At 40.6% G+C, this 26,035-nt stretch carries 26 protein-coding genes and 1 pseudogene; 19 read left to right on the top strand and 8 right to left on the bottom strand.

All coding sequences use genetic code 11. The annotated features are described in order from the left end of the window. Positions 1 to 71: 71 nt before the first annotated feature. Entirely contained in the window at positions 72 to 698 is a 627-nt protein-coding gene (gene gmk, locus BBP83_RS12690) for a guanylate kinase (RefSeq protein ID WP_068889141.1), read from the bottom strand. 134 nt (positions 699 to 832) lie between these two features. Here gmk and ispH point away from each other — a divergent pair, with 134 nt between their 5' ends. From ispH to rplS, 12 genes are all read left to right on the top strand, one after another. Further along, positions 833 to 1,783 (top strand): 4-hydroxy-3-methylbut-2-enyl diphosphate reductase, encoded by a 951-nt coding sequence (gene ispH / locus BBP83_RS12685; protein ID WP_068889139.1) that lies wholly within the window; start codon positions 833 to 835, stop codon positions 1,781 to 1,783. A gap of 165 nt (positions 1,784 to 1,948) precedes the next feature. Further along, positions 1,949 to 2,410, top strand: a complete 462-nt coding sequence (locus BBP83_RS12680; protein WP_068889137.1) for a prepilin-type N-terminal cleavage/methylation domain-containing protein — start codon at positions 1,949 to 1,951, stop codon at positions 2,408 to 2,410. Further along, positions 2,407 to 2,907 carry a type IV pilus modification protein PilV gene (gene pilV, locus BBP83_RS12675; protein WP_068889135.1) on the top strand — a complete coding sequence of 167 codons (501 nt, stop codon included), beginning with the start codon at positions 2,407 to 2,409 and terminating at the stop codon, positions 2,905 to 2,907. The genes BBP83_RS12680 and pilV overlap by 4 nt, the downstream gene beginning before the upstream one ends. Further along, on the top strand, positions 2,907 to 3,812 hold the full coding sequence (locus tag BBP83_RS12670; protein ID WP_068889133.1) for a prepilin-type N-terminal cleavage/methylation domain-containing protein: 906 nt from the start codon (positions 2,907 to 2,909) through the stop codon (positions 3,810 to 3,812). Before pilV ends, BBP83_RS12670 begins: the two co-directional genes overlap by 1 nt. Then, the gene (locus BBP83_RS12665) at positions 3,812 to 4,534 is read left to right on the top strand and encodes a pilus assembly protein PilX (RefSeq protein WP_171258104.1); all 723 of its coding nucleotides are present in this window, start codon (positions 3,812 to 3,814) and stop codon (positions 4,532 to 4,534) included. Before BBP83_RS12670 ends, BBP83_RS12665 begins: the two co-directional genes overlap by 1 nt. Positions 4,535 to 4,545: 11 nt before the next feature. Continuing rightward, on the top strand, positions 4,546 to 8,448 hold the full coding sequence (locus BBP83_RS12660; RefSeq protein ID WP_068889131.1) for a pilus assembly protein: 3,903 nt from the start codon (positions 4,546 to 4,548) through the stop codon (positions 8,446 to 8,448). A gap of 12 nt (positions 8,449 to 8,460) precedes the next feature. Beyond that, a complete protein-coding gene (locus BBP83_RS12655; RefSeq protein WP_068889129.1) occupies positions 8,461 to 8,934 on the top strand; it encodes a type IV pilin protein in 474 nt (157 codons plus the stop codon). Continuing rightward, positions 8,935 to 9,393: a type IV pilin protein gene (locus BBP83_RS12650; protein ID WP_068889128.1), complete on the top strand. Its 459-nt coding sequence runs from the start codon at positions 8,935 to 8,937 to the stop codon at positions 9,391 to 9,393. Between the two features lie 145 nt (positions 9,394 to 9,538). Then, on the top strand, positions 9,539 to 9,796 hold the full coding sequence (rpsP, locus tag BBP83_RS12645; protein ID WP_068889120.1) for a 30S ribosomal protein S16: 258 nt from the start codon (positions 9,539 to 9,541) through the stop codon (positions 9,794 to 9,796). A 29-nt stretch (positions 9,797 to 9,825) separates the two neighbouring features. Continuing rightward, positions 9,826 to 10,374 carry a ribosome maturation factor RimM gene (rimM, locus tag BBP83_RS12640; protein ID WP_068889118.1) on the top strand — a complete coding sequence of 183 codons (549 nt, stop codon included), beginning with the start codon at positions 9,826 to 9,828 and terminating at the stop codon, positions 10,372 to 10,374. A 42-nt stretch (positions 10,375 to 10,416) separates the two neighbouring features. Further along, entirely contained in the window at positions 10,417 to 11,157 is a 741-nt protein-coding gene (trmD, locus tag BBP83_RS12635) for a tRNA (guanosine(37)-N1)-methyltransferase TrmD (protein ID WP_068889116.1), read from the top strand. Between the two features lie 143 nt (positions 11,158 to 11,300). Further along, positions 11,301 to 11,675, top strand: a complete 375-nt coding sequence (rplS, locus tag BBP83_RS12630) for a 50S ribosomal protein L19 (RefSeq protein ID WP_068889114.1) — start codon at positions 11,301 to 11,303, stop codon at positions 11,673 to 11,675. An 87-nt stretch (positions 11,676 to 11,762) separates the two neighbouring features. Here the strand turns inward: rplS and BBP83_RS12625 are convergent, their stop codons facing one another. Together BBP83_RS12625 and BBP83_RS12620 are read right to left on the bottom strand one after the other, a co-directional pair. Further along, entirely contained in the window at positions 11,763 to 12,731 is a 969-nt protein-coding gene (locus BBP83_RS12625; protein WP_068889112.1) for an esterase/lipase family protein, read from the bottom strand. A 550-nt stretch (positions 12,732 to 13,281) separates the two neighbouring features. Then, positions 13,282 to 14,310 carry a lipase secretion chaperone gene (locus tag BBP83_RS12620; RefSeq protein WP_068889110.1) on the bottom strand — a complete coding sequence of 343 codons (1,029 nt, stop codon included), beginning with the start codon at positions 14,308 to 14,310 and terminating at the stop codon, positions 13,282 to 13,284. Between the two features lie 141 nt (positions 14,311 to 14,451). Here BBP83_RS12620 and truB point away from each other — a divergent pair, with 141 nt between their 5' ends. Then, positions 14,452 to 15,357: a tRNA pseudouridine(55) synthase TruB gene (gene truB, locus BBP83_RS12615; protein WP_068889108.1), complete on the top strand. Its 906-nt coding sequence runs from the start codon at positions 14,452 to 14,454 to the stop codon at positions 15,355 to 15,357. A gap of 34 nt (positions 15,358 to 15,391) precedes the next feature. Next, the gene (locus tag BBP83_RS12610) at positions 15,392 to 16,162 is read left to right on the top strand and encodes a sulfite exporter TauE/SafE family protein (RefSeq protein WP_068889106.1); all 771 of its coding nucleotides are present in this window, start codon (positions 15,392 to 15,394) and stop codon (positions 16,160 to 16,162) included. A 286-nt stretch (positions 16,163 to 16,448) separates the two neighbouring features. Here the strand turns inward: BBP83_RS12610 and BBP83_RS12605 are convergent, their stop codons facing one another. Then, the gene (locus BBP83_RS12605; RefSeq protein ID WP_068889104.1) at positions 16,449 to 17,324 is read right to left on the bottom strand and encodes an EamA family transporter; all 876 of its coding nucleotides are present in this window, start codon (positions 17,322 to 17,324) and stop codon (positions 16,449 to 16,451) included. A gap of 185 nt (positions 17,325 to 17,509) precedes the next feature. Here BBP83_RS12605 and BBP83_RS12600 point away from each other — a divergent pair, with 185 nt between their 5' ends. After that, complete coding sequence (locus BBP83_RS12600; protein ID WP_171258103.1) at positions 17,510 to 18,088, top strand: hypothetical protein; 579 nt, start codon at positions 17,510 to 17,512, stop codon at positions 18,086 to 18,088. Between the two features lie 284 nt (positions 18,089 to 18,372). Here the strand turns inward: BBP83_RS12600 and BBP83_RS12595 are convergent, their stop codons facing one another. Then, a complete protein-coding gene (locus tag BBP83_RS12595; protein ID WP_068889100.1) occupies positions 18,373 to 19,239 on the bottom strand; it encodes an EamA family transporter in 867 nt (288 codons plus the stop codon). A 114-nt stretch (positions 19,240 to 19,353) separates the two neighbouring features. Beyond that, positions 19,354 to 20,586 carry a phosphoglycerate dehydrogenase gene (gene serA / locus BBP83_RS12590; protein WP_068889098.1) on the bottom strand — a complete coding sequence of 411 codons (1,233 nt, stop codon included), beginning with the start codon at positions 20,584 to 20,586 and terminating at the stop codon, positions 19,354 to 19,356. A 351-nt stretch (positions 20,587 to 20,937) separates the two neighbouring features. On the opposite strand from serA, the gene BBP83_RS12585 reads away from it, so the two are divergent. The 4 genes and pseudogenes from BBP83_RS12585 (at position 20,938) to craA (ending at position 24,636) form a co-directional block, all read left to right on the top strand. Further along, on the top strand, positions 20,938 to 22,347 hold the full coding sequence (locus BBP83_RS12585) for an FAD-binding oxidoreductase (RefSeq protein ID WP_068889400.1): 1,410 nt from the start codon (positions 20,938 to 20,940) through the stop codon (positions 22,345 to 22,347). Between the two features lie 137 nt (positions 22,348 to 22,484). Then, on the top strand, positions 22,485 to 22,856 hold the full coding sequence (locus tag BBP83_RS12580; protein WP_068889096.1) for a hypothetical protein: 372 nt from the start codon (positions 22,485 to 22,487) through the stop codon (positions 22,854 to 22,856). A gap of 92 nt (positions 22,857 to 22,948) precedes the next feature. Beyond that, positions 22,949 to 23,020, top strand: a pseudogene (locus BBP83_RS15065) (AbiH family protein); the annotation flags it as partial. 386 nt (positions 23,021 to 23,406) lie between these two features. After that, the gene (gene craA / locus BBP83_RS12575; RefSeq protein WP_068889094.1) at positions 23,407 to 24,636 is read left to right on the top strand and encodes a chloramphenicol efflux MFS transporter CraA; all 1,230 of its coding nucleotides are present in this window, start codon (positions 23,407 to 23,409) and stop codon (positions 24,634 to 24,636) included. Positions 24,637 to 24,688: 52 nt separating this feature from the next. Here the strand turns inward: craA and BBP83_RS12570 are convergent, their stop codons facing one another. Both BBP83_RS12570 and sodC read right to left on the bottom strand, forming a co-directional pair. After that, on the bottom strand, positions 24,689 to 24,988 hold the full coding sequence (locus BBP83_RS12570) for a DUF3817 domain-containing protein (protein ID WP_068889398.1): 300 nt from the start codon (positions 24,986 to 24,988) through the stop codon (positions 24,689 to 24,691). 423 nt (positions 24,989 to 25,411) lie between these two features. Further along, positions 25,412 to 25,963 carry a superoxide dismutase family protein gene (gene sodC, locus BBP83_RS12565; protein ID WP_068889092.1) on the bottom strand — a complete coding sequence of 184 codons (552 nt, stop codon included), beginning with the start codon at positions 25,961 to 25,963 and terminating at the stop codon, positions 25,412 to 25,414. Between the last annotated feature and the right edge of the window lie 72 nt (positions 25,964 to 26,035).

Below are 26,035 nucleotides of genomic sequence, written 5' to 3'. Positions count from 1 at the left end.
TTCTCGTTTAAGTAGTAAATTTTAACAGACTGCACAGTATAAAAGGCTTTGCCTACAGACTCAAGTTTTAATCACAAAACACTGGTGGGTGTAATCAGCTTTTGAATCAAATCTTGATGGCGTTCGGCTTGTTGTTTTAAGGCCAAACGGTTGGCAATGATCACCGCTTCTAGGTCATGTAAGGCTTTATTGAAGTCGTCATTAATAATCACAAAGTCAAAGTTAACATACTGTTGCATGTCTTCTACAGCACAGCTTAAACGATGCTCAATGACTTCGACAGAATCTGTGCCACGGTTGGATAAACGTTGACGTAAATCGAACTGACTTGGAGGCAAAATAAAAATTTGTTTCGATTCAGGAAAAAGCTTGCGAACTTGTTCGGCACCTTGCCAGTCAATTTCCAGCAAGACATCATGGCCTTTGGCCAATTGTTCTTTTACTGTGCGCTGGGCAGTACCGTAATAGTTGCCAAAAACTTCAGCATATTCAATAAATCCACCATCTTGAACAGATGCCAAAAAGTCTTCTTTGGTCGAAAAGTGGTAATGAACGCCGTCGAGTTCGCCAGGACGCTGGTCACGAGTCGTGTGAGAAACAGAAACATGCAAATTGTTAACACGTTCAAGTAGGGCTTTAACAAGAGATGTTTTGCCTGTTCCTGATGCTGCAGAAACGACAAACAAGAGACCCGACATGATATTTTTCCTGATATGATAAAATATCTTCTCTATTTTAGAGCAGACGATCTCTAAACAAAATAGCCAAGCGTCTTTTTATTGGCATTTATTTTAAGATTGTTTGCTCATTCAGTTGAACATTTGAGGGTTCTATGGAAATTGTATTGGCTAATCCACGTGGTTTTTGTGCAGGTGTAGACCGAGCAATTGCAATTGTGAATCGTGCCCTTGAGTGCTTTAATCCACCTATTTATGTACGTCATGAAGTGGTTCATAACAAGTTTGTGGTTGATGATTTACGTCAGCGTGGCGCAATTTTTGTTGAAGAATTAGACGAAGTGCCAGATGACAATATTGTGATTTTTAGTGCGCATGGTGTGTCTAAAGCGGTTCAACAAGAAGCCGAGCGTCGTGGTTTGAAAGTATTTGATGCAACGTGTCCTTTAGTGACCAAAGTACATATTGAGGTGACAAAGTATGCGCGTGAAGGCATAGAAGCCATTTTAATTGGACATGAAGGTCATCCAGAAGTAGAAGGCACCATGGGGCAGTACGACATTAAAAAAGGTGGTTCAATTTATTTGGTGGAAGACGAAGCAGATGTGGCTGAATTAAGTGTTCGCAATCCTGCCAAAGTTGCATTTGTGACACAAACGACCTTATCGATAGATGATACCGCGAAGGTGATTGATGCATTACGTGCCAAATTTCCTTTAATTCAAGGGCCACGCAAAGATGATATTTGCTACGCCACACAAAACCGCCAAGATGCTGTGCGTGATTTAGCGGCTCAATGTGATGTTGTTTTGGTGGTTGGCTCTCCTAACTCGTCTAATTCGAATCGTTTGCGTGAGTTGGCAGAGCGTATGGGTAAGCAGGCATATTTGGTTGACAATGCAGATCAGTTGGAACAGGGATGGTTCTCAGAAAACTCGAAAATTGGGGTTACTGCGGGTGCATCGGCGCCTGAAATTTTAATTAAGCAAGTGATTCAACGTTTACAAGATTGGGGCGCAGCAACACCGCAAGAGCTCTCTGGTTGCGAAGAAAATATCACCTTTAGTTTGCCAAAAGAGTTGCGTATACCTGTAACTCAAGCTTAAAGTGTTGCACATTTAACATTCTGATATTTTTAATAAATTGACAGATCGTGGCTTTTTGGCAATGATCTGTTTTTTTATACCTTTTATCTTTATTTGTGCTGGTTTTGTAAAATAAGTAGATATGATTTTTAATAGGTAAAGGTCTTATTGCCTTGGGGAGGGAGTATGCAGAATAAACAAAAAGGATTCACCTTAATAGAGTTAATGGTGACCATTGCTGTGTTAGCGATTATCGCCATGATGGCTGCACCTTCTTTTGGGGATATGTTACAGCGCCAAAATTTAAATAAAAGTACAAAAGAATTAGTTGCTATCTTGAGTCAGGCAAGAGCAAAAGCGGCTCTAGAGCGCAGAGAAATTACAGTTGAATTATTGTCTGCGGATACAGATACAGAGGATAAGTTGAATTGGATGCCAGCCGGTAAGTCAAGTTTAAAGAGTGGACGGACGGCTGAAATAGTTTTTATGCCGACAGGCTTGGTGAAAGACCCTTTGGCAAATCAAATCATTGCTACAGATACGAGTTTTGAAATTTGTGATGCATCATCTGATCCTAAATATTCCAGAATGGTCACAATATCTAAGATGGGGGCGATCCAGCAGATCGTTGAGGGGGATTGTTCATGATAACTATAAAAAAGCAAGCAGGTGTTGGGTTAATAGAGGTATTGGTTGCCTTGCTGATCCTTGCTGTTGGTGTGCTTGGTTTTGTGGCGTTGCAATATCGAGCAATTGAGGCATCTAGTGAAGGTGCTAATCGTGTGCAAGCAATTAATTTGGCACGCGACTTGGCTGAGAAAGTTCGTGTTAATCGTGATCAGTTGGCTGTTTATGCTACGGCTGTTGCGGGAAATGCAACCAACATTACTAATCCGAATTGTTACACGACATTTTGTACAACAGCACAAATGGCACGTTTTGATGCTGCACTTACGAATCTGTATGCCCAACGGCTAGGGATGACAGTCAATATGTTTGCTTGTCCAAGGATAAGTAATGAGCGCAGATGTATTTATGTGGCATGGGGGGATACTAGTGCAACCAATGCAGATGGTTTGAATAACTGTACTACAGCTGGTGCTTACCGTAATGAATCGACTTGTTTAGTGATGGAGGCCTACTAATGAAAATACAAAAAGGCTTTACACTTATTGAGCTTATGATTGCTTTGGCTCTTGGACTTATTGTGGTTGCAGCAGCAGTAATGTTGTTTTTGACGGGAATGAAAAGTAGTCAAGTACAACAAGGAATGGCAGACTTACAAGACAATGCAAATTTTGGTCTTAACTATATAACTCAAGATCTCAGGTTAGCCAATTTAGATACTGTAGAAGCTGCGATGAATGACACTTTGCTTCATGGCGGTGTTGTTTTGAGTCAGTCTAATTTTCCTGCAGGAATTCAAGCTGATGTAGGCGAAGTTTTATTAAGCCAAAGTAATGGTGATGCAGTTGGTAGTAATAATGAGTGGACTGGTGCATCGAATGTGACTCAAAACAGTGATCAACTCGTAATTCAGTATAAACCTGCACAAACAGGTGGTTTTGATTGCGAAGGAAGAGCAATTACGACAGTGGATCGTATGGTTATTCAGCGTTATTTTTTGCGAGTAGATGAAAATGCTGGAGCTGGAGAGAGCAACCCTTTAGCTTTGGCATGTGATGCTGGTAATTATAGTGACACCAATCTCGCTCGTTATGGTGATGCTGGTGAAATCATTATGAAACGTGTTGATCATTTTCGTGTATTGCTAAATGTGAGTGATGTAGCTGGGAGTCGCCGATATATAGGTATTCACGAATATATGGCCTTGACAGGTGTTAAGCCTCGTATTTTGGGGGTGAGCCTAGGTGTGCTAGCACGTTCAGGACAGTCAATAGGTCGAGAGGCTTCAACTGCACAAAACAATATTTTTGTAGTATTAGATCAAAACGTAGAGATCGGGACGAATGGTAATCCACAAGGTTTTATTCGTCAGGTCGTGACGCAAGAGGTTGCAATACGTAACGCGTTGGGGGAGAGAAAGTGATGATTAGACAACAGCATGGCTCGACACTCATAGTCGTATTAATTCTTTTATTGGCGATTACTATTATTGGTACATTAGCCATTCGTCAAAGTATGGTGTCATTAAATATTGCGACTAACAGTCAAGCTCAACAACTCATGATTCAAAACTCTGATGCTGCAACGTTTAATGTTGAAGATACAAATAATTTATTACGTAGTTTAGCTGCTGATGGCATGTTTGGGTTTATTAAAGGTCCTAAAAACAAGGGTAAGGAGTTAGTTTTTTGTTATAGAGGGAACAGAGCTCAATTCTTTACTTTGTCACAAGCGAGCATGGTCTACGTGAATGACAGTGGGAATATCGTGAATACGGATCAAGGAGTAAGTGGCTTCTGTCGAACAGGAGCGAATAATGCAAACTTTTTTACCAGCGAACGTAGAGCTGTCATGACCCAAGTATCTGTGAGTTTTACAAATTCGGCGTCATCTACGCCATTTCAAGACTCAGTTCGTGGCACGGATGAAGAACTATCTAAAATTCAAAAAACAGATCGAGTGATTGTGAATACGACTTCACTGATGCCTGCACTTACTTCAGCAGATACGGATGATATTGATGATTGTTTAGATAGTCATATTAGTAATAGTTCAACGAATGGTGTAGCAAATTGTCTATCGGATTTAAATGTGCCTTTTACAACACATGTCACTGAATATACGTTAGGTCAGGCATTTCTTTAAGGGTGAATGAAATGAAAATTAAAAAGAAAGAACAACTTATAGCTCATCCTTTAAAGAAAGCATTGGCTGTGAACCTATCAGCGCTTATGACAGGATTTGTGTTTAGTGCAACTGCTTCATATGCGAGTGATATTGAGATTTATCAACAAGCACGCTCAGGAAATATCTCTTTGATGTTTGTATTGGATATTTCAGGAAGTATGAGATATTTCGATGCAAATAATCAGGAGCTGACGAGTTGTAGCGGCGGTGCTAGAGAGACTGCATTTAGTGGGAATGGAATTTCTTATAATCGACGTTATTGTGCAATTAGTAGTCCTGAATACTATTACATGCGCTCTGGTGGGAGAAATAACCGTAAATGGTATCGTTGTGGAGGAGCAGCATCAGGGAGTACATCAGTAAATAAAACGGATTGTACTTATGCGCTAACTAGTGAACCAAGTCTTTCTGGACTTGATGATGATGATGGTGGTAACCCGCAATATTATTATAAGAATGGAGCATCTACTGCTTATTATGATCGTATCACTTTAGTTAAAGATGCAATGTACCAACTTTTATATGGCGCAAATGCAATTGGTAAAGATAAATTTTTTGGATTGACAACCTATTCTATTAATGGTGATGGTACTCGGGGGCAGGTTCGTATTCCTGTTGAGCGTTTAGGTCTGGATACGGAAACCACACTAGCCTCTGAAACACATCGTAAAAGCCTAATGACCGAAGTTGCGAACTTGGAAGCAAATGGAGGAACACCAACAGCGAATGCCTATGCAGAAGCTGCTGCTTATATGTTAGGCACTTCGACTGCTGGAGGGAGTTATAAGTTTGCTAAAATTAATAATACTTGGTATGGCTGTTTAGCTTCGAGTACAACAAATAATTGCCAAAGTGATGGCTATTCTTATGGTACTCTAGCTCGAGCTTTTGGCAGTCATAGTTGTACATATAGGTCTGGTAATAGTAATTATAGTGCTACATGTTATTACGCTGCTCATAATTCAGCATCTGGGCAATACGCTGCTGCTAGTGGCGCTTTAACAGATGATAAACTAAAATATAAAATGCCGACTTCCTTGTCTGCACAGTTAGAGCCAGATGCAGATACCAAGCAGTGTAGTGGTCAAGGTATTTATGTACTAACCGATGGTGTGCCAAATGGTAATAATTCGGCACAGAGTTTAATGCAGGGTGCGCTAGCAGGTAGTAGTAGTTTCACATGCTCTGATTCAGGCGGAGGGTGGGATTGCGTAGAGAATTTTAATACTCGCCTTTTAAATCAAACAACCAATGCTAGCCCACGTGATTTAAAACTCAAAACAGCTGTTGTTGGGTTCGGTTCAGCTTATAACTCAATCCCATCTTATAATAAAAATTTATCTGAAGAAGAAAATATCGCATTACTAGGCACAGTGGATGATGACGAAAAACGTGCAGCACGTTGGGGTATTCGGGGTCAAGGTGGTTGGTATGCAGGTACAAGTTCTCAAGACGTTATTGATAGCGTAAACGACTTTATTAATAACTTGTCAACAGAAATTCCAGCTGTAACAACGGGAACATCAACGATCCCAAATGATCAATTAAATCCTGCTGCATTGCAAAACTATGCATATTATCCACAGTTCCAACCGACCCCTGATAAGAGCTATCAATTATGGGCGGGTAACCTGAAAAAGTATAAAGTTACGAGTACAGGTACGTTGGTCGATAAAAACGATGATGTTTTTGTCAATAGTCAAGGTAAAATTGGTGATAACTACGATTTATGGTCTGCCGATGCGGTTACGAGTGTAAATCAGGATGATGAATCAATTCTTGGTAGCAGTAAAAATAGATTGGTTGGTGGTGTAAAATCACGGTTAAAACTACGTTCAAATACTAATGGCGCAATGCAGCGCAAAATATTAACAGACAGACCTGCAACAGCAACAAATAATGAATATTTGGATGCAACTACATTAAGAGCGTTGGATTTAAGTTTGGTCAACAGCACTGATCCAGCTAGAGGATATTTATTATCATTGCTTGGTTATCGTGTAAATGCCAAACAACCTCAAACTATTACAAATACGTCGATTGCTCAAGCGGAGGAGTTACGTCAGGTGGGTGCTGTAATGCATTCTTCGCCATTACTTCTCACAAACCAAGGGAAAGTGACATATGAAAATGGTGCTCTCGGTTCTGAAGGGCGAGATGACTATATTTTATTTGGAACCACGCAAGGTGTTTTACATATAGTTGATGCTGATAGTGGGGAAGAAAAGTTTGCATTTTTACCGAATAGCATGGTTGAAAACCAAAAGGATGCGTTATTAAACTTTGATACGACTATCGGGGGAATGGATAAATTGTATTATGGGGTTGATGGGCCTTGGACTTCTTATACTGAATATGTGAATGCTGCAGATGATATGTTAACCGTTGGTGCAGGTTTAAATAGTCGATCAGGGAAACAGATTGTTTATGGTGGTTTACGTATGGGTGGGCGCAATTATTATGCGCTGGACTTAGCTGATATTAATAATCCAACACTCAAATTTACTATAACCCCGCCTGCATTAAGTCAGTGTTCGAGTACAAATCCGCTTGCGTGTATGGGGCAAAGCTGGTCTAAGCCTACTTTGACTTGGATCAATTGGAAAGGGACCAAAAAACTCGTCATGTTAGTAGGTGGTGGTTATGATGCTGAGGGGCTACCAACATCCATTAGTAGCATGCCTGAGACTACAGTGGCAGAACGCGCAACGAAACAAGCAAAAATCAAATATTACCGTGGTTATGAATATAATGACTATGCTCAAACCAATAAGATTGGTTCAGGTGTATATATGTTTGATGCGCTCGATGGTAGTTTGTTGTGGTGGGCAAGTGCGAATGCAACAGTACACACATCACCAACAACAGCAAATCCAGGTCCGACTTATGCCCCAACAGCGGGTACAGCCAGTTCTTATGATGTAGACATGAAATATAGTGTGGTGAGTCAGATTAAAGCTGTGGACCGCGATTCTGATGGTTTAACTGATCATTTATACTTTGGTGACTTGGGTGGTCAGGTTTGGCGTATCGATTTAAATAATAAGGTGGGTACGAATACGGCATTATTTGCTAAACAGCCTACGAAAGTGTTGAATTTAAACAATGGCGCTCATAGCCCACGTTTCTTTGAAATGCCTGGTTTTTCCACATATTCAGAAGGTGGAACAATTTTTGGTGTTGTATCGATTGGTAGCGGAAATCGAAGCCAGCCTCTCGCAGAATATAGTACAAGTACCAGTTACAAACATGATGGTGTTTATAATTTATATGATAAAGATGTAGCGAGAAGTGATTTATTTAATTTAACGAGTACAAATGCATATAGTGTCACGTCTGATGATTTACATACCAAAGGTGTGAACTTATTGGCAGAGGAAAGTAATGTTGGAACCACTGCAATTAATCAACTCGTTGCGCTTGATAATACCAATAGATTTGCTATTACTTCTTATAGAGCCTCTTATGCTCTAACTCAAGGTTGGTATTACTTATTTAAATCCTCTTTAGTACAGAGTGAGAAGGTGATGTCGACACCATTGGTTATTAATAATGACATGTTTGTAACTACTTTTGATGGAAGTCGAAATGGAATGTCAGGAGACTGTGGTGCCGGTGTGAAGGGAGAAAGCTTTATGACTTTATTCTGTATGCCATATGGTCAATGTAATGGTGGAACATCTACTTCTTATAGGTTAAGTATGGGGGCTGGTATTGTCGGTGGTGCTGTTGGTGCAGGTGATGGTAGTGGGATGCAGCGACTTATTGTTGCAAACGTAGATACATCAGGGATCACAGGCAATGCTATTTTAGATAAACGTTACAATACTGGGAACAAACTGATTCCTCAGCGTTGGTATGATCGTCGCTAATCAGGAGGGATTATGAAAAAAATAATAAAGTCCTCTGGATTTACATTGATCGAACTAATGGTTGTTGTAGCAATTGTTGCGATTTTCGTAGCAATTGCTATACCGTCATACCAAGAGTATGCACGACGCGCGGTAGCCAGTCAGGCACAGCAAGAGATACAGAGATTGGCTACTTTGTTAGATCGGCATAAAGCGCGTAATTTTAGTTATCGAAGATTTATGACGACAAGTGCAACATTACCTGTGGGAGCAATCGGCTCTGCGATTAAATATACATTGACGATCAGAGATGGAAATGATCCAGATTTAGATTTAACAGATGATGATGCAACAGGTCGGAATTGGGCAATTCAAGCTGTGAGTTCAGACGATAAAAATTTTACGATGTTACTTACGAGTACAGGGATGCGTTGTAAGAATAAAACAACAGCTAATGTCGATTTTGAAAGTTGTGGTAGTACAGCGAATGGCAGTGAGGAGTGGTAAATGAATAAAGGATTTACTCTCATAGAGCTTATGATTGTGGTTGCAATAATTGGTATCTTGTCTGCTATTGCGTATCCATCTTATCAGGAGCATGTACGAAAAACGAAACGTGTAGAAGTTCAGGCAGAACTGATCGCTTTAGCGAGTCAAATTCAACGTTATAAAGTGTCAAATTTTAGATTTTTGTTGGCGAATGGTGACCCTATTACATTGGCAACATTCGGCTATACACTTAATGCAAATGGTAGTCTTGCAACTCCTCAGGGGAGTGATCCTTTATATACGGTGGCATTGACGAATGTTGCGGCAAATACATGGACCCTAACTGCTACTCCTATAACTGCGTCCTCACAGGAAAATGATGGTGTGAATATATTAAATCATCGTGGTGAAAAGTGTTGGACTAGAGGTGCATCGACTTGTGCCTTAAGTGGAACTTCAAACTGGGACAGTAAATAAGTTCCAAATTTAAAATTGTGGATAAATAAATTTTGACCTTTCTTTCAGCGGAAAGATAACGTAAAATATTGCCCTCTATGAAAGGGGTTTGAAAAGTGTCGATGGTCGGTACTGGGATAATCCGTAAAAACTATAAGGTTCTATCATGGTTGTTATTCGTCTTGCTCGCGGTGGTGCTAAAAAACGTCCGTTCTATCAAATCATTGTGACTGATAGCCGTAATGCACGTGACGGTCGTTTCATCGAACGTATTGGTTTCTTCAACCCAACAGCACAAGGTAAAGCAGAAAAACTTCGTTTAGATGCTGACCGCTTTGCACACTGGGTTTCTCAAGGTGCTCAACCTTCAGAACGTGTTGCTTCTTTAGCTGCTCAAGCTAAAAAAGCTACAGTTGCTGCATAATTTTTGAAAATTAACGTAGCAGGTAACCCATGACACCAACACAGAATGTGCCAGAAGATCGTATTCAGATTGGACAGCTGCGTTCAGCATATGGCTTAAATGGGTGGCTCTGGGTCTATTCCAATACAGAACCTATGAGCAACATCTTTGACTATCTGCCTTGGTACATTGAGACCAAAGCAGGTTGGCAAACAGTAGATGTAAAACGCTGGAAACCGCATGGTAAAGGCTTGGTTGTTTCGTTGAAGGGGGTCCTTGACCGCACTGCAGCAGATAGCTTAGTGGGTACTAATGTATGGATTTCTCAATCGCAACTTCCGAAAGCAGGAATGGATGAGTTTTACTGGACAGATTTGAAAGGCTTAACAGTGTTAGGTTTGGATGATGCTGAACAAGAAGTAAATCTCGGAAAAATCCATGAACTGTTCGAGACAGGTGCCAATGATGTCATGGTGGTTCACGCAACACCAGATAGCGTTGATGCTGAAGAGCGTATGATTCCATGGCATAAAGATGTGGTACAGCGCGTTGATCTTGAAGCTGGTCGTATCTACGTCAATTGGGGCGTAGATTATTAATCCTTTTAGGATTATCGCAGCAGGAAAATAGAGGAGTCTGCGGTGTTTTTTGCAGTCATTACGCTTTTTCCTGAAATGTTTGAAGCGATTACAGCCTACGGTATTAGCGGGCGTGCAGTGAAACGTGATTTGATGCAAATTACTTGTATTAATCCACGTGACTTTGCTGATGGGAACTACAAACGAGTGGATGAACGTCCATTCGGTGGTGGTCCCGGCATGGTGATGATGGCCGAGCCTTTGGCGAAAGCAATCCAACATGCCAAAGAGCTTGCAACGCAAGCAGGCGCAGTTCATGTTCCTGTGGTGTATATGTCCCCACAAGGAAAAACCTTAAATGAACCTGCGGTACAGCAGTTTGTCGAATATGATGGATTGATTGTATTGTGTGGGCGTTATGAGGGGGTCGATGAGCGTTTGATCCAGAAATATATTGATCAGGAATGGTCAATTGGAGATTACGTTTTATCTGGCGGTGAATTACCTGCGATGGTTTTATTGGACAGTATTATTCGGAGACTTCCGGGTGCAATGTCTGATGAACAATCACACGTGCAAGACTCATTTGTGGATGGTCTGTTAGATTGTCCACAATATACCAAGCCAGATCATTTTGAAGGTTTGGATGTGCCTGATGTTTTAAAGTCAGGTCATCATGCAAACATTGAAAAATGGCGGTTTTTGCAACGTTATCAGCGTACACTTGAGCGTCGCCCAGAGTTGGTGGAACAGGTGGAACTGACTAAACAGCAAAAAAAATGGCTAAAAGATACCAATACTTAAATTCAATTTTAAGTATTCTTTAATAGGCTCTTTATTGATTGAGATGGTCAACAATAAAGAGAAAGATAATCGGGTCTATGCGCTTTAGCCTCTATACCCAGCGATGATTAGACCTCTTCTGACTCGCACTTTGGAGATACCCCATGAGCGGTAAGCATCCTTTAGTACAAATTATTGAAAACGCACAATTAAGAACTGATCTACCTGCATTTGCACCAGGTGATACAGTTATTGTTTCTGTAAAAGTTAAAGAGGGCGATCGTGAACGTCTTCAGGCTTTTGAAGGCGTTGTAATTGCGATTAAAAACCGTGGTTTAAACTCTGCATTTACAGTACGCAAAATTTCTAGCGGTGTTGGTGTTGAACGTGTTTTCCAAACACATTCTCCAATCGTAGCTAAAGTTGAAGTGAAACGTCGTGGTGCTGTTCGTCGCGCTAAACTTTACTACCTACGCGAATTGTCTGGTAAAGCTGCACGTATTCGTGAAAAATTACCAGCTCGTAAAGTTAAAGCTTAATTTTAAGTTTTTACTTGAGTTAAAAAATGCGCCTTTTGGCGCATTTTTTATGTCTGAAATATTTTAACCTCGCTTTGAAAGGCCAAATTAGAGTCCCTGAAGTTTTAAACGATTAGCATGTTGACGGTAAACATCGACAGGGTCTGGAGCAAACAATGCTTTTAATCCAAGGAATTGATTAACTTCATCTAAATGATTCCAGTTGTAATCATCGCGAATGGTTTTACCAAATTTAGCGCTACATTTAGAGACTAAACCATCATTATTTTTACCACCATCAATTAAGAGGCTAGTGACTTTTAAGGCAGAGTCAGGATCTAGAAGATTGGTAATAGTGCCTACACCAGTAAAGGAGTAATTATAAATTCCCTGATCGAGTGCTTTGCCCTCGCCACAGGCGGTGGTTGGCATACCTAAGGGAAATTTGGAATTAAAGAGAGCAGACCCAGCAAGTGTCAAGCTGTTACCACCTGCCAAAGCATCATGTGGGTAGCTTTTAGGATCTAAGCCTTGGGCCCAAACAATAGCTTTAGACAAGAAGTTGACTGCACCAACAAGAGGGGCTTCAACCGCTGTACTTTCTGCTTTTATAATTAAGTCTGCGACAGGTGAGCCTTTATTTGGGCCTGCAACACTGGTTAAAGAGGCCACAACATCGGGGCGCACACCCGCCACATAACGGATGGTCGGGCCACCATGTGAATGTCCGACTAAATTCACTTTGGGTGCACCTGTAATGGCGCGAATTTCCAATACTTGTTGCAGAAGTTGCTCACCGCGGACTTCGGTGGAATTAAGTGGTGAAACACGGGTTGCCCAAACATTCGCACCGTTGCGTGCTAAATCAGGCAAAATTTGATAAAAATAATCTAAGCCAAATTGGTTTGTGCCAAGCGTAATAAAGCCTGCCATACCGTGGTTAAAGACAATCGGGTATTTCGTTTTCGCATAGCTAGAGCTAACTTTTGTGGTCGTCACTTGGGTGGCTTCAGAGGCAACGGCCATGTGGATGGTGCTGACCGTGAGTAGGCTAGCGAATAACAGTTTATATTTCATAATAAATTCTCAATTGTTTTTATTTTCAGACACTGACAATTTTTATTGTCAAAGATATAAGAACAGTACGGCTATATTTTTGCAATCATTGCGGGATAGGATGCAGTTAGAGTTGTAACAAATTTTGAGTGAGATAATTTCGAAGAGAAAAGTCTGCGCAATGATTCTCGCAGGTTCTTATAGACCGATAAATATTTACAGTTTTAAGTGATTTCATGTTCATGAAATAGGATGCTGGCGGTGCTGTGAAGAAGTTTTGAGAGCAAATAATATATGGGCTAAATTTGGATGATTTAGTTTGTAGTCAGCACACATGATGTGGACAATATGACCACCACAAGGTAAAACTCGATGACCATGATCTTTTATTGTCATAAGACAGTAGGCCAATTTACATAAGAAGAAGATCAATACAAGCAACTGGGTGGTTTGTACTAAGCCACTTCATACATGGTCATCAATATTTTTATTCATGATTGAGCCCATGTTTCTGGTATCACCACCGAAACATGGGCTTAGACATCTTTAGCTTATAAGGGACTGATTGCTTTTATTCGCTATAAGGGAGCTTTCCGCCTTGATCATGAATAGACTCAAAGGTATTTACACGTAATTGATCCTCTTTATTTTGAAAATGTTGCGCACGCAGTTGTTGTACAGCTTTTTGCTTAGCGCCATCACTCATGCCACTTTTAATAATGTTATCACGTTCAATCAAATAACCATCAACCGAACTTTTCCAGTTTGAACGTTGGCTATCTAAAACCTCTAGTCGCTGTGTTGCTTCTGGGCCGACCAATTGTGTTCGCATTTGATGAATTTCTTCTGCAGAGCCACCACGCGCTTTGATATCTGCTGTCAATTTGCGTAAGTCTTCAAGCTTATTGAGTTGCTCTAAATTTTCTTTCCAATCTTCTGGTAGCTCATCAAATAATGCTTTGAGTTTTTGGGCTTTTTCGGTTTCATTGAGTTTTTTATGATGAATGATATCCAGACGCTTTAAAGTGTATTCATGATAGGTATTTTCAGGGCCAAAAAGCCCTTCAATTTCATAGTCAGAGAAAAACTGTTTGCGCAAATTTTGCGTACTGTTAAAAATAGCTCGATAATATTGCGGATCATCTTGGCTGATATTTGGCGTTTGGAGTGATCCTAAGCGCTCGCGATAATTCATATAACGTTTCCACAAATCTAAAATTTGCGAAAGGGCAGGTTCTTTATAGTTTTGATGAATATAGGCATTGAAATCTTGTTGAATTTGATCAAGCGATTTTTCACCATATTGGGTAATAAAATATTCAAAACAGTTACGGGTTTGCTCATTCACGATTAAATGTTGCGAGCCATCTAGCTTCATCTGACAGTTAATTTGCGTGTCTTGCTGACTTGGGCTGAAATAAGGCAAGCCGTTGGGACTGGTTGTTTGGGGTAAGGTTGAAGCATTGGTTGAAGGATTCGAGCTTTGTTCTGAATGTTGCGAAGCCATAGTTTGCGTATTCTTTGGTGCTAACCAATAGATCAATCCACCTATTGCCAATAGAATAATGACCACAATCAGCCATAATTTATGTTTTTGCATATCCTCATGCACCTTTTTCCATTTTATTTGTTTTAGATATTATGCGGTGGGACTGAATATGCCATAAGTTCTGCACAAAATCACAGAAATGTTGTAAATATTCGGTTAACATTGTGACGTTTTCTTTCGCTTATTTTTATCATGAAATCATCCTCTCCTAAAATTCAGCGTCGTCACCTTAGTGGTGTTTTTTTATTAAATAAACCTTTAGGCATTAGCTCGAATGCGGCTTTGCAAAAAGTCCGTTGGTTGTACCGTGCGCAAAAGGCAGGTCATACAGGCGCACTAGATCCGCTGGCTTCGGGTTTACTGCCAATTTGCTTAGGTGAGGCAACCAAGTTTTCTCATTATTTACTTGATTCGGTGAAGCGCTATCAAACTACCGTATTTTTGGGTCATAGCACCACTACGGGTGATGTTGAGGGTGAGCGCCTTCTTGAAAAAGCAGTACCGCTACTGACGGAAGAAATTATCCAGCAGGTTTTAACCCAGTTTACTGGCGATATTCAGCAAGTACCACCGATGTATTCGGCACTGAAAAAAGACGGCCGTCCGCTGTATGAGTTGGCACGTAAAGGTATTGAAATTGAACGTGAAGCCAGACCCATCACCATTGAAGCCATTGAACTTTTATCTTTTACAGAAAACACCATTAGCCTAGATATTACTTGTTCAAAAGGAACTTATATTCGGGTTTTAGGTGAAGATATTGCCGAAGCCTTGGGTACTTATGGGCATTTAATTTACTTGCACCGTATTAAAACCGGCCATTTCGATTTAATTCCAAGTTATACCATTGAGTACCTAGAAAGCTTAACTGAGGTGGAGCGCGATGCGTTGTTGCTTTCAGTATATTCGCCTGTCGATCATTTCCCGAAAGTTCAAGTGCCTGAAGGTCGTGCCGAATATTTCTGTCGTGGTATGGAGAGTAATATTGAACATGAAGCCGTTGCCGAAGCTTTGGTCTTTGATGGTGAAAAGTGCTTAGGTTTAGCAGAAATTACCGATCGAAAACGTTTGGTGCCAAAGCGCGTATTGAACTTGTAAGCCCTGTACTTTATTTAAATTTAAGGCCAAAACTGTGGAAATTGAAATCATCTTAAGCCTGTTGTTTTTTGCCTTTTTTGCTGGGGCGATTGATGCCGCAGTGGGAGGCGGGGGGCTAATTCAAATTCCTGCATTAATGAATGCCTTTCCAAATATGGCGACCGCCACTTTATTTGGCACCAATAAAATGGCTTCCATTTGTGGAACAGCTTCGGCAGCTTTTTCCTATTTGCGTCGGGTTAAATTGGCGTGGAAGTTATTGGTGGTGATTGGGATTGCGGCTTTTATTAGTTCGTTTGCGGGTGCGGCTTGTGTCACCCTAATTCCGCAATCGATTCTAAAACCTTTTGTATTGGTCATGTTGATTATTATTGCAACGTATACCTTTATGAAGAAGCAATTTGGCCAAGTTCATTTTCAACAAAGCCTGACCACAAAAACTTTGGTATTGGCGGGTATTGGTGGTTTGGTCATTGGTTTTTATGATGGAATTTTTGGGCCAGGGACGGGCAGTTTCTTTATTTTTTATTTTATTCGCTTTTTAAAAGTGGATTTTTTACATGCCTCTGCTTTGTCTAAAATTGGTAATTTTATGACCAATTTTGCAGCCTTAAGTTTTTTCATTCCCACAGGACATGTGTTGTTCAGTCTCGGTTTAATGATGGCTGTGGCGAATGTCATTGGTTCGGTGGTGGGTGTAAAAATGGCATTAAAATATGGCAGTGGGTTTATTCGAATTCTCTTTCTTATTTTGGTGGTCATTCTTATTCTTCGTTTAAGCTATCAAATATTTTTCACAGGTTAATTCAAAGTCACAAAATTGAACCGTATGCTTGTACGTCTTTGCATAAAAATAAGAATCCACAGGGATGTCGCTCATCTTGATCAAAATATTTTTAGCGATCATAGAGCACATAGCCAGAGGTCAATAGAACAATGCATAGATTGAAGTTTTACGCCAGAGCCATGACAGACAAAGAGCGCTTTCTGAAAAGTTAATAAAAATAGCCTGACATAGATGGCTGGCTTGCCATGACTAAAAAATGATTGGATAAAGTACATCGGCATTTAAACCAACAAGAGTATCTCTTTTATTTGGATTCGGTTGCGTGACTGTGTGCCGAACGCAGGGTAACGCCAACAGATGCAAGCATCACACAGAATAAGGCAAGCCATTGCAATGTCCCTATTTTTTCACCTAAAAGGACTAATCCTGCCAGTGCAGCCAAAGCGGGTGAAAGGCTTGAAAGTGTACCGTAACTGAGTTTGTTGAGTTGTTTTAACGCTTTTAAATCGAGCGCATAGGGAATGGCTGTGGCCAAGACTGCTATGGCTAAGGCCTTACCCCAATATTGCGTTTCTAATAAAGCAGGGGCATTGTTATATAAACCAATGGGCAATAAAACCAAGGCGGAGAGACTAATGGCGATGGTCAAGGCATGCATACCCATATTTTGATGGACGACTTTTTGGCCAAAATAAATATAAAATGCCCAACACAGTCCTGCACCCAAGGCACAGGCTGCACCAACAAGCGAAAAGTTAGCGCTCGTGGTTTGTCCCCAAGGCACCATTAAAGCAATGCCAATAATGGCCAACAGCACCCAAATATAATCGCTACGCCGTTGAATAGATAACAGTGCTAAACCCAGTGGGCCAATAAATTCTAAACCGACTGCAATGCCCTGTGGGAGCTTGCCTAAGGACATATAAAACAGCACATTCATACAACAAAGGGCTGTGCTGTAGCAGAGTAAATCTCGCCATTTTAAATAAGGCAGTCGCTTAAAAATTTGCCATGAACGAAACATGACGCAGACAATAATAGCCGCAAAACATAGTCTTAAAATAGTGACTGAAAGTGGGTCTAATACGGTAAAAAGTTGCTTGGCAAAAGAAGCACTAATTTGATAGGAAATCATGGACAGAACCATGTACAGCACAGCAATATATTGGGCGTTTGGCATGTGTATTTGCTCACAGGTGTGAGGTGTGCTGATTTTAAAGTGTTCCGATTATAGCAATTTCCGTGTAGCATTTGACCAACGGTAGATATAAATTAAAAATATCTTCATGTGAAAAATAGAGAGAAATTGTACTTAAAAATCAAAAGAATAATAATGGGCTGTTTTTTTTAATAGAAAATATAATAATGATATATACAATAAAATTAAAGCATATCGCGCTTGCTTGTATGTTGGGAATGACATTGACGGGGTGTGGTTCAAGTCGTGACTCGAGCTCCTCAGTAGAACCGAGTGAAGTTATGGTAGAAAGGTCTATTTCTGCTTTAATCCAGTCTGCGCAAGGTGTGGCATTAGCCGATGTAGAAATGAGTGTTGCTGGTCAGGTGGTGAAAACGGACAGTAACGGCTTAGCAAAATTTAAAGTGAATCTTCCAAAGTCAGCGACTTCTGTTGTTGTACGCTTAACCCGAGCAGGCTTTATTCATCAATCTGTTGTGGTTGCTGTAAAAGATTTAGATCACATTACTGCAAACTTACTTATGGTTAAGCAGACTGTAAATGTTGCAAAAATTGAAGATGCACAGGTTATTGAGTCTATTTATAGTCAGGCAAAAATTACGATTCCTGCAAATGCCTTTGTCTTGCCAAATGGCCAACCTGCAACAGGTGCCGTGACAGTTGAATTTTCACCTTGGGATATTCAAAGTAGTGATTTGAATGCTATGCCAGCCAACGGCAAGTGGTTGCTTTACTTTCATCTATAACAGGGCTAGCTGTACATGCCACAGAGTCACATTTTTCAACTTGGAACTGGGATTTTAAATTTGAAAATGCAGGTTTGGTCTTTGTACAGTGTATATCGGCTTCAGTTGCATTGCGGCCAAAGTTAAATTAAAAGATGGTTCTGGTCTAAGCCAGACGAAAATCCATTGCTCAGTATTTTTATGTATCAGGCCTCTGTATCGGATTCTGAAGAGTTTTGCGAAATACCTCGCTAATAGATAAAACCACACTTCGGTGTGGTTTTTTTATTGCTTTAACCTTCGCTCTATTTTTTTGCTTTTTGCGTGGTGACAGTACAACCAATTGAGGCAACAATAATGACAGTAAGCGCTAGCCATTGCGTCCATAACAATTGTTCACCCAAAAACACAAAGCCTGACAGTGCAGCAATTGCGGGTTCGACACTCATCAGTGTGCCAAAGCTAAGAGCAGATAAATTCCGTAGTGCAATCATCTCTAAAGAAAAAGGCAAGGCACTCGCCAAGACTGCAAGGGCAATAAAATAGATGAGATTTGAGGGCTCAAATACCGACGCAGGCATACCCGTAAAGAGTGCAATGGGCAATAGACAGAGCATGCCGACAAACATGCCTAAACACACCGTATGATTGCCTGAGACCCCAGACGGTTTTTGACCTGCGACAATATATATTGCCCAGAAGACACCTGCACCTAAAGCAAAGGCAATCCCTAAAGGGTCTAAACTTTGTGAGGCCTGATCAAAAGGGAAAAGCAGTACAAGACCCACGATAGCCAATCCGACCCACACAAAATCAAACTTCTGTCGTGCATAGTACAGCGCCACACTTAAGGGGCCAATAAACTCAAAAGAAACAGCAATACCAAGCGGTAAGCGGTCGATGGATAAATAAAACAGCGCGTTCATACCCGCTAAGGCAATGCCGTAGCTCACGATGGCTTTCCAGCGCACCTGTTTGAAATTGATTTTCCATATTTTAAATATAACGGCCAAAATAATCGAGCCTAACAAAAGGCGTAGGCTCGACACCGTTAAAATAGGGAACTGCTGAAACAGAATTTTGGCAAGAGAACCACTGCTTTGTATGCTGATCATGGCAATCAGGAGCAAAAGCAGGGCTTGAATATGGGGAGTGTTTTTTAAATTAATCATGCATTCAATCTACTAAATTTGGTTTGATGCATCGAAGAGCAGGAGATTTATTACAAAATTTTAAACAATAAAAAAACCACAGACCGAGGCCTGTGGTTTTTCAATAACGTTAAATTAGAACAATACGCGAACGCGAATTGTGCCTTCAACTTCATGGAGTGTATCCAGTGCTTCTTGAGATGCAGTAGCGTCTACATCCATCACAAGATAACCGACATCACCTTTCGTCATTAATGACTGACCAGAAATGTTGATGCCATGTTCAGCAAACAAGTTATTAATTTTAGATAAAACACCCGGTACGTTTCTATGAATGTGTAGTAAACGGTGTTTACCTTCAGTCAATGGAAGCGCAATTTCAGGGAAGTTCACAGCAGATAAAGTCATACCTTTGTCTGAGTAAGCGACAAATTTATCAGCCACTTCAAGGCCAATATTCGCTTGTGCTTCCATGGTTGAACCACCAACGTGAGGCGTTAAAATCACGTTAGGCAAGTTGCGAAGGGCAGAAACGAATTCTTCACCATTGGCTTTTGGTTCTTTCGGGAACACATCAACCGCAGCGCCCGCAATGTGACCCGATTTGATCGCATCTGCAAGTTCATCAATAAGAACGCAAGTACCACGTGCGGCATTAATGAAGATTGAACCCGCTTTCATTTGCGCAAATTGTTCTTTGCCCATGAAGTTGCGTGTAGATGGAACATCTGGCACGTGAATAGAAACTACATCTGCATTGGCAAGAAGTTCGTTCATAGAGCCAACTTGACGTGCATTACCTAAAGGTAATTTAGTTACAGCATCATAGTAAATAACGTGCATGCCTAAACCTTCAGCTAACACTGAAAGTTGCGAGCCAATAGAGCCGTAACCAATGATACCTAACGTTTTACCACGAGTTTCAAATGAACCGACTGCAGATTTGTTCCAACCGCCTGTGTGTGTGTCTGCTGATTTTTCAGGAACACGGCGAAGAAGGAGAATCGCTTCTGCAAGCACCAATTCAGCCACAGAACGTGTATTTGAATATGGTGCGTTAAATACTGGAATACCACGAATCATGGCAGCATTTAAGTTCACTTGGTTAGTACCAATACAGAAACAACCCACAGCAATGAGTTTATTCGCTACTTCAAAAACTTCTTCAGTCAGTTGAGTACGTGAACGAATCCCAATGAAGTGAGCATCTTTTACCGCTTCTTTCAGTGCTTCACCTTCAAGCGCTGTTTTACGATAATCGATGTTGGTGTATCCGGCAGCATTTAATGCGTCAATTGCGTTTTGATGAACGCCTTCTAACAACAAGAAACGAATTTTATCTTTAGGTAGAGAAAGATGTTGGCTCATTACGGCTCCGCTACAAAGGCCAAATTTAGTGGCGGTATAATAGCATAGGACAATGCGGGATATACATTTCCTTTATGACTGCAATATTCGGTATTGGGGCGAATATTGTGTCAAAACTTGTCGCTGTTGGTCTAACTAAGCCTGTCATTTCAAAGGCGACATTGCAAAAATAGGATTTTCTGCGGGTTTTTCGAAAAAATGCCTTATAATATGCCTTCGTGAAAAAGGTCGATGATTTTTCCTGCCTTTTATCTTCACGCCTGCCTCAACTTGTTCAACTGTCATACAGTACAAACGAATGATTTACAGGCTATTTATAACTTGTTTTACTTCTTGCAAGGTCTGAAAACGATGAATGCTCCAGTCGCTTTAACCCCAGAGTTATTAACCCAATTGACCGCTATTGTCGGTGAAAACCGCATTAAAACTGATGCGGACAGTCTTGAAAATTGGGGACGTGACCATACCAAGCACTTCGACCCAAACCCATCGGTCATCGTATTTCCATCGTCAACAGAACAAGTTCAAGCCATTGTGAAACTTGCCAATCAATTTAATGTGGCGATTACGCCTTCAGGTGGTCGTACAGGCTTATCCGCGGGTGCGGTGGCAGCCAACGGCGAAATTGTGGTGAGCATGGATAAAATGAACCAAGTGTTGGAATTTTTCCCAGCCGATCGTATGGTTCGTGTACAAGCAGGTGTGGTGACTGAACAATTACAAAATTATGCAGAACAGCAGGGCATGTATTACCCCGTTGATTTTGCCTCTGCGGGTTCATCGCAAATTGGTGGCAACATTGGCACCAATGCAGGCGGTATTAAGGTCATTAAATACGGCATGACCCGCAACTGGGTGCTCGGTTTAACCGTAGTGACAGGTAAAGGTGATGTGCTACGTTTAAATAAAGGCATGATTAAGAACGCGACAGGCTATGCGCTGCAACATTTGTTTATTGGTGGTGAAGGCACTTTAGGCTTAGTGACTGAAGCTGAAATTAAACTAGAGCGTCAACCACATGATCTGCAAGTGATGGTACTGGGTGTACCTGACTTTGATGCGATTATGCCTGTATTACATGCATTCCAAGCAAAAATTGACCTGACGGCATTTGAGTTCTTTGGTGAACTTGCTATGCAAAAAGTTTTAGATCATGGTCATGTACAGCGTCCGTTTGAAACAGAATGCCCATTTTATGTTTTGCTAGAATTTGAAGCACCGTATGAACCCATTATGGATGCGGCGATGGAAATTTTTGAGCATTGCATGGAACAAGGCTGGGTATTGGATGGCGTATTAAGCCAAAGCTTAGAACAAGTTCATAACTTATGGCGTTTACGTGAAGATATTTCAGAGTCTATTGCGCCATTTACGCCGTACAAAAATGATATTTCAGTATTAATTACGCATGTACCTGTATTTATTAAAGAAATTGATGCCATTGTAGCGGACAATTACCCTGACTTTGAAATCTGCTGGTTTGGCCATATTGGTGACGGTAACTTGCATTTAAATATTTTAAAACCTGCGGATTTAAGCAAAGATGATTTTTTTGCTAAATGTCAGGTGGTGAATAAATATGTCTTTGAAACCGTGAAAAAATATGATGGTTCAATTTCTGCCGAGCACGGTGTGGGGATGACCAAAAAGCCATACCTTGATTACACACGTTCAGCTGAAGAAATTGAATACATGAAAGCATTAAAACTGGTGTTCGATCCAAACGGGATTATGAACCCAGGTAAATTATTTGATCTTTAATTTAAAAGATTGAGCGAAAGAGCGTATCGGAAGATGCGCTTTTTTTGTGACTATAAAATGGCTTACATTTGTAAAATAGTATTTTTAAAATAAAAACGGCATGATAAGCGTGGAAAATTTAAGTTGGGGTCAGAGTTATGTTTCGAGTATTGGCTACATGTGTTTTGTGTGTCGGGATTCTTTCGGGTTGTGCGACCACACAAAAAATTGTGCATAAAGTTGGAAATTCAGAAACGCCACTTGCACAAGTATTAAAAGAGCGTTCAGATTTACGTAAAGAATTATCGACGGTTGAAATTCGTCAGTATTTTAATCGTGTAGAGTCACCAACGGCTGCAGAAGTGAAAGTGACTGAAACGGGCTTAATGGACGATTCTGTGAAGTCAATTCGTACGGTTTACCGTTTTAAAAATGTAGAAGGCGATTGGGAGCGTACCAGTACACAGAAAGAATTTCAGTGTGCACGCGGGAAAAATACCAAGACTTTCCAAACAGCGAATTGCCCATAGTATGGTTTGATTGGTGGTTGAAATTTAGGCTGTAATGCCTCATAAAAAGCGTATCGGTGGATGCGCTTTTTTGCGTTTGGGGCTTTATAAAAATGAATATTTTAATTGTTGGGAATGGTTTTGATTTGTCGCATTATTTACCGACCAAGTATGACCATTTTATGGATGAAGAATCAATGGCTTGTTTTTAAACCAAACCCTGAAATTAAATTTGGCATGTAGACGAGATCTAATTTTAATGAGATAGAATTTTTTAGCCAATTTTAATTGGATTTATTAAAGAAATTGACATCAAAAAATCAACAATACAATTTTTATAAACACTGCTAAAATAGAAGGACTTAATTCTGTGGGTGTACAGTCTTAAGTCCATTTACTTCACCCAATATATATTATTAAAACGCCTTGTGAATACGGCGTGAGCACTAGCGAATATCTCGCAATCTTATACTTTTAATTATTTTTACAGTGCTTGTCATTGGGCTGACGTGTCTCTCCCCGAAAATAGACCTTCCCCCCAATCCTGTACGCATCATAAATGTAGATAACAATGCAAAACGTACAAACGACCACACTTAGCCGTGCGACTTTAATGTTCCCACTGGCCTTGGTGCTATTTGAATTTTCCGTCTATATCGGCAACGATTTAGTCCAGCCTGCTATGCTTGCCATTACCAAAGACTTTGGGGTAAGTAGCTCGTGGGCACCATCTTCTATGTCTTTTTATTTATTGGGCGGTGCCTGTGTAGCGTGGTTACTTGGGCCACTTTCAGACCGTTTAGGTCGCAAAAAAGTATTACTGGGTGGCGTGACATTCTTTACCGTCTGCTGCTTACTGATTTTATTTACCGATAATATTGAAAGCTTTTTAACCTTGCGTTTTTTACAAGGTTTTGGCTTATCAGTCATTTCAGCTGTGGGCTATGCAGCTATTCAAGAGACTTTTGAAGAGCGTGATGCGATTAAAGTCATGGCCTTAATGGCAAATGTCTCTTTGCTTGCACCCTTGCTTGGCCCTGTGTTGGGGGCTTTTTTAATTGATCATGTGTCTTGGCATTGGGGCTTTATTGCGATTGCGTTGCTCTCCTTTTTCAGCTGGTTTGGTTTAAAAGCCAAAATGCCCGAACAGAAAGTGAGTATTCCCAAACAACCATTTAGCCATATGGTTGATGATTTTAAACAGGTCTTTAAAAATAAGCGCTTTTTAGGTCTGACCATTGGTTTACCTATGATTGCGATGCCACTGATGCTGTGGATTGCGTTATCGCCAGTGATGTTGGTAGAAGAGCTGGGTTTAAGCAGTATGCAATATGGTTTGGCGCAGTTTCCTGTGCTAGGCGGGCTGATTTTAGGCAATATTGTACTGATCAAAATGATTGATAAATTGCCTTTGGGTAAAACGGTATTGATGGGTCTGCCCCTGATGCTGTTAGGTACGGTCATTGTGGTGATTGGTCTATTCATCCCGCAGTATTTTCTGCACTGTACTATTTTGGGTATGACCTTGGTTAGCTTTGGTGAGGGCATCAGTTTTTCTGTGTTGTATCGCTTTGCTTTAATGTCATCGAATGTGTCTAAAGGTACAGTGGCTGCCGCCGTTTCTGTGCTGATGATGTTTAGTTTCTTCTTCGTTATTGAACTGGTGCGGGTGCTGTATGAGTCTTTCCATCTTTGGGCGTATGGCTTGTCGTGCTTTGCATTAATTGTACTGTGGTACAGTTTCCCAAGAATGATGCTGAAAGAAGTATTGCAAGAACGTAAAGAGGCAGGTGAGTTTTAATTCATCGCTTATATTAAAAAATCCCCTTCAAAGGGGATTTTTTAATGCGTATTTAGGCTTCAGTTGGAGCTTGTTCTAAATGTTTCAGCTTGCGGTCAAAAACGAACGGGCCAAAGGGCAAAACAGCAGCCATTAGTCCCAATATAAAAACTTTTAAAGCCCATTTTTGTTTTTCGCAAACGACAAAAAGCACCACTAAAAATACAATGAAGAGTACACCGTGTCCCATCCCGACATATTTAACTAAAATGGGATTATCCATGAGGTATTTCATAGGCATAGCAATAAAGAGTAAAAGTAAGAAGGACATGCCTTCTAAGAAACCAACAGCGCGCAAGGTTTGAATATTCATGGTCATGGATATGCAATGAGAATGAGGTTTGAGTGTACCGAACTTTGTCGCGAAATGATTGGAAAATGTTGTTATAAATTCATAATAATCAATGAAAAATAACCTAGTTTCTTACTTGGTTATTTCCCCAATAAATGCGTTTTTTATTTAATTTTTTGTCGTAATAATTCTGTTGGTCGTGTCAATAATTCAGGCAAAATTTCTAACAATAGACTGATTTTTTAATACCAATTGCCAGTGTGGGTCTATAGCCTGAACGTTTTAAGGGGACTGTCAATTTAGCACAGTAGAAAAAACCTGAAATTTCAGCACTTCGGTATTTGGTGCAGTGAGTTAAAAACAGCGGATTATGAGTCCGCTGTTTTTAATTGTGCATAACTCAAAACTTATCCACAGAGCATCTAAAAATTAGGGTTGAAGAGCTTAGTTAATGACACCGCAAGCAATACGCTCACCGCCACCGCCCAAAGGTTTAGGGGAGTCGGCGTAATTATCACTGCCTGCATGCACCATTATGGCTAAGTTTTGAATATCGGCAGATTGAAGGCGAGGTGCGAGTAAGGTCACTTTGGCTGTACCATCTGTAGCCACATTCAATAAAGGTAAATCACCCAAATGACCTGTGAGTGGATTGCCGTGATGTGGTGCTTGATTTGGATTGAAATGACTACCTGCGGCTAAAGCAGCGCCCATTTTTCCCTCTTTTTCGGCAGGGTCACAGGAACCTTTTTCATGAATATGAAAACCGTGTGGGCCAGCAGGCAAGGCGGTTAAATTCGTGGTTATAACAAGTCCAGCTGTGCTGTCACGCAATGAAACCGTTCCTATTTTTTCACCTATACCCTGAGCATTCACGGCATGAATATTGACGACTTGTTCATTGCTTATTGTTGGCAGTTGAGTTGTTGTCGCGCATCCGACAGCAAAAATTGAAGTCAAGGCGCAAACAGCGCTCAGTTTTAATAAAGAAGGCATAAAATGGCATCCGATCTGGTTTTTATGGGTTTGAACCATTGAAACAGACACAAAATTGCAATGCCATGATAT

Origin of the sequence: Acinetobacter celticus (assembly GCF_001707755.1) — a bacterium.
GTDB classification, from domain to species: Bacteria; Pseudomonadota; Gammaproteobacteria; order Pseudomonadales; family Moraxellaceae; genus Acinetobacter; species Acinetobacter celticus.
The sequence above is the reverse complement of the archived record's forward strand: the minus strand, read 5'-3'. Positions and strand labels throughout refer to the sequence as shown.

Coding starts and splice junctions, on each gene's coding strand:
- rplS (WP_068889114.1), top strand. CDS start 11,301: ATGAGCGGTAAGCATCCTTTAGTACAAATTATTGAAAACGCACAATTA.
- sodC (WP_068889092.1), bottom strand. CDS start 25,963: ATGCCTTCTTTATTAAAACTGAGCGCTGTTTGCGCCTTGACTTCAATT.
- BBP83_RS12585 (WP_068889400.1), top strand. CDS start 20,938: ATGAATGCTCCAGTCGCTTTAACCCCAGAGTTATTAACCCAATTGACC.
- rimM (WP_068889118.1), top strand. CDS start 9,826: ATGACACCAACACAGAATGTGCCAGAAGATCGTATTCAGATTGGACAG.
- BBP83_RS12605 (WP_068889104.1), bottom strand. CDS start 17,324: ATGCCAAACGCCCAATATATTGCTGTGCTGTACATGGTTCTGTCCATG.
- BBP83_RS12625 (WP_068889112.1), bottom strand. CDS start 12,731: ATGAAATATAAACTGTTATTCGCTAGCCTACTCACGGTCAGCACCATC.
- BBP83_RS12670 (WP_068889133.1), top strand. CDS start 2,907: ATGAAAATACAAAAAGGCTTTACACTTATTGAGCTTATGATTGCTTTG.
- BBP83_RS12570 (WP_068889398.1), bottom strand. CDS start 24,988: ATGAATATTCAAACCTTGCGCGCTGTTGGTTTCTTAGAAGGCATGTCC.
- gmk (WP_068889141.1), bottom strand. CDS start 698: ATGTCGGGTCTCTTGTTTGTCGTTTCTGCAGCATCAGGAACAGGCAAA.
- BBP83_RS12620 (WP_068889110.1), bottom strand. CDS start 14,310: ATGCAAAAACATAAATTATGGCTGATTGTGGTCATTATTCTATTGGCA.
- truB (WP_068889108.1), top strand. CDS start 14,452: ATGAAATCATCCTCTCCTAAAATTCAGCGTCGTCACCTTAGTGGTGTT.
- BBP83_RS12595 (WP_068889100.1), bottom strand. CDS start 19,239: ATGATTAATTTAAAAAACACTCCCCATATTCAAGCCCTGCTTTTGCTC.
- BBP83_RS12650 (WP_068889128.1), top strand. CDS start 8,935: ATGAATAAAGGATTTACTCTCATAGAGCTTATGATTGTGGTTGCAATA.
- pilV (WP_068889135.1), top strand. CDS start 2,407: ATGATAACTATAAAAAAGCAAGCAGGTGTTGGGTTAATAGAGGTATTG.
- craA (WP_068889094.1), top strand. CDS start 23,407: ATGCAAAACGTACAAACGACCACACTTAGCCGTGCGACTTTAATGTTC.
- BBP83_RS12600 (WP_171258103.1), top strand. CDS start 17,510: ATGATATATACAATAAAATTAAAGCATATCGCGCTTGCTTGTATGTTG.
- BBP83_RS12680 (WP_068889137.1), top strand. CDS start 1,949: ATGCAGAATAAACAAAAAGGATTCACCTTAATAGAGTTAATGGTGACC.
- BBP83_RS12660 (WP_068889131.1), top strand. CDS start 4,546: ATGAAAATTAAAAAGAAAGAACAACTTATAGCTCATCCTTTAAAGAAA.
- ispH (WP_068889139.1), top strand. CDS start 833: ATGGAAATTGTATTGGCTAATCCACGTGGTTTTTGTGCAGGTGTAGAC.
- rpsP (WP_068889120.1), top strand. CDS start 9,539: ATGGTTGTTATTCGTCTTGCTCGCGGTGGTGCTAAAAAACGTCCGTTC.
- BBP83_RS12665 (WP_171258104.1), top strand. CDS start 3,812: ATGATTAGACAACAGCATGGCTCGACACTCATAGTCGTATTAATTCTT.
- BBP83_RS12580 (WP_068889096.1), top strand. CDS start 22,485: ATGTTTCGAGTATTGGCTACATGTGTTTTGTGTGTCGGGATTCTTTCG.
- serA (WP_068889098.1), bottom strand. CDS start 20,586: ATGAGCCAACATCTTTCTCTACCTAAAGATAAAATTCGTTTCTTGTTG.
- BBP83_RS12655 (WP_068889129.1), top strand. CDS start 8,461: ATGAAAAAAATAATAAAGTCCTCTGGATTTACATTGATCGAACTAATG.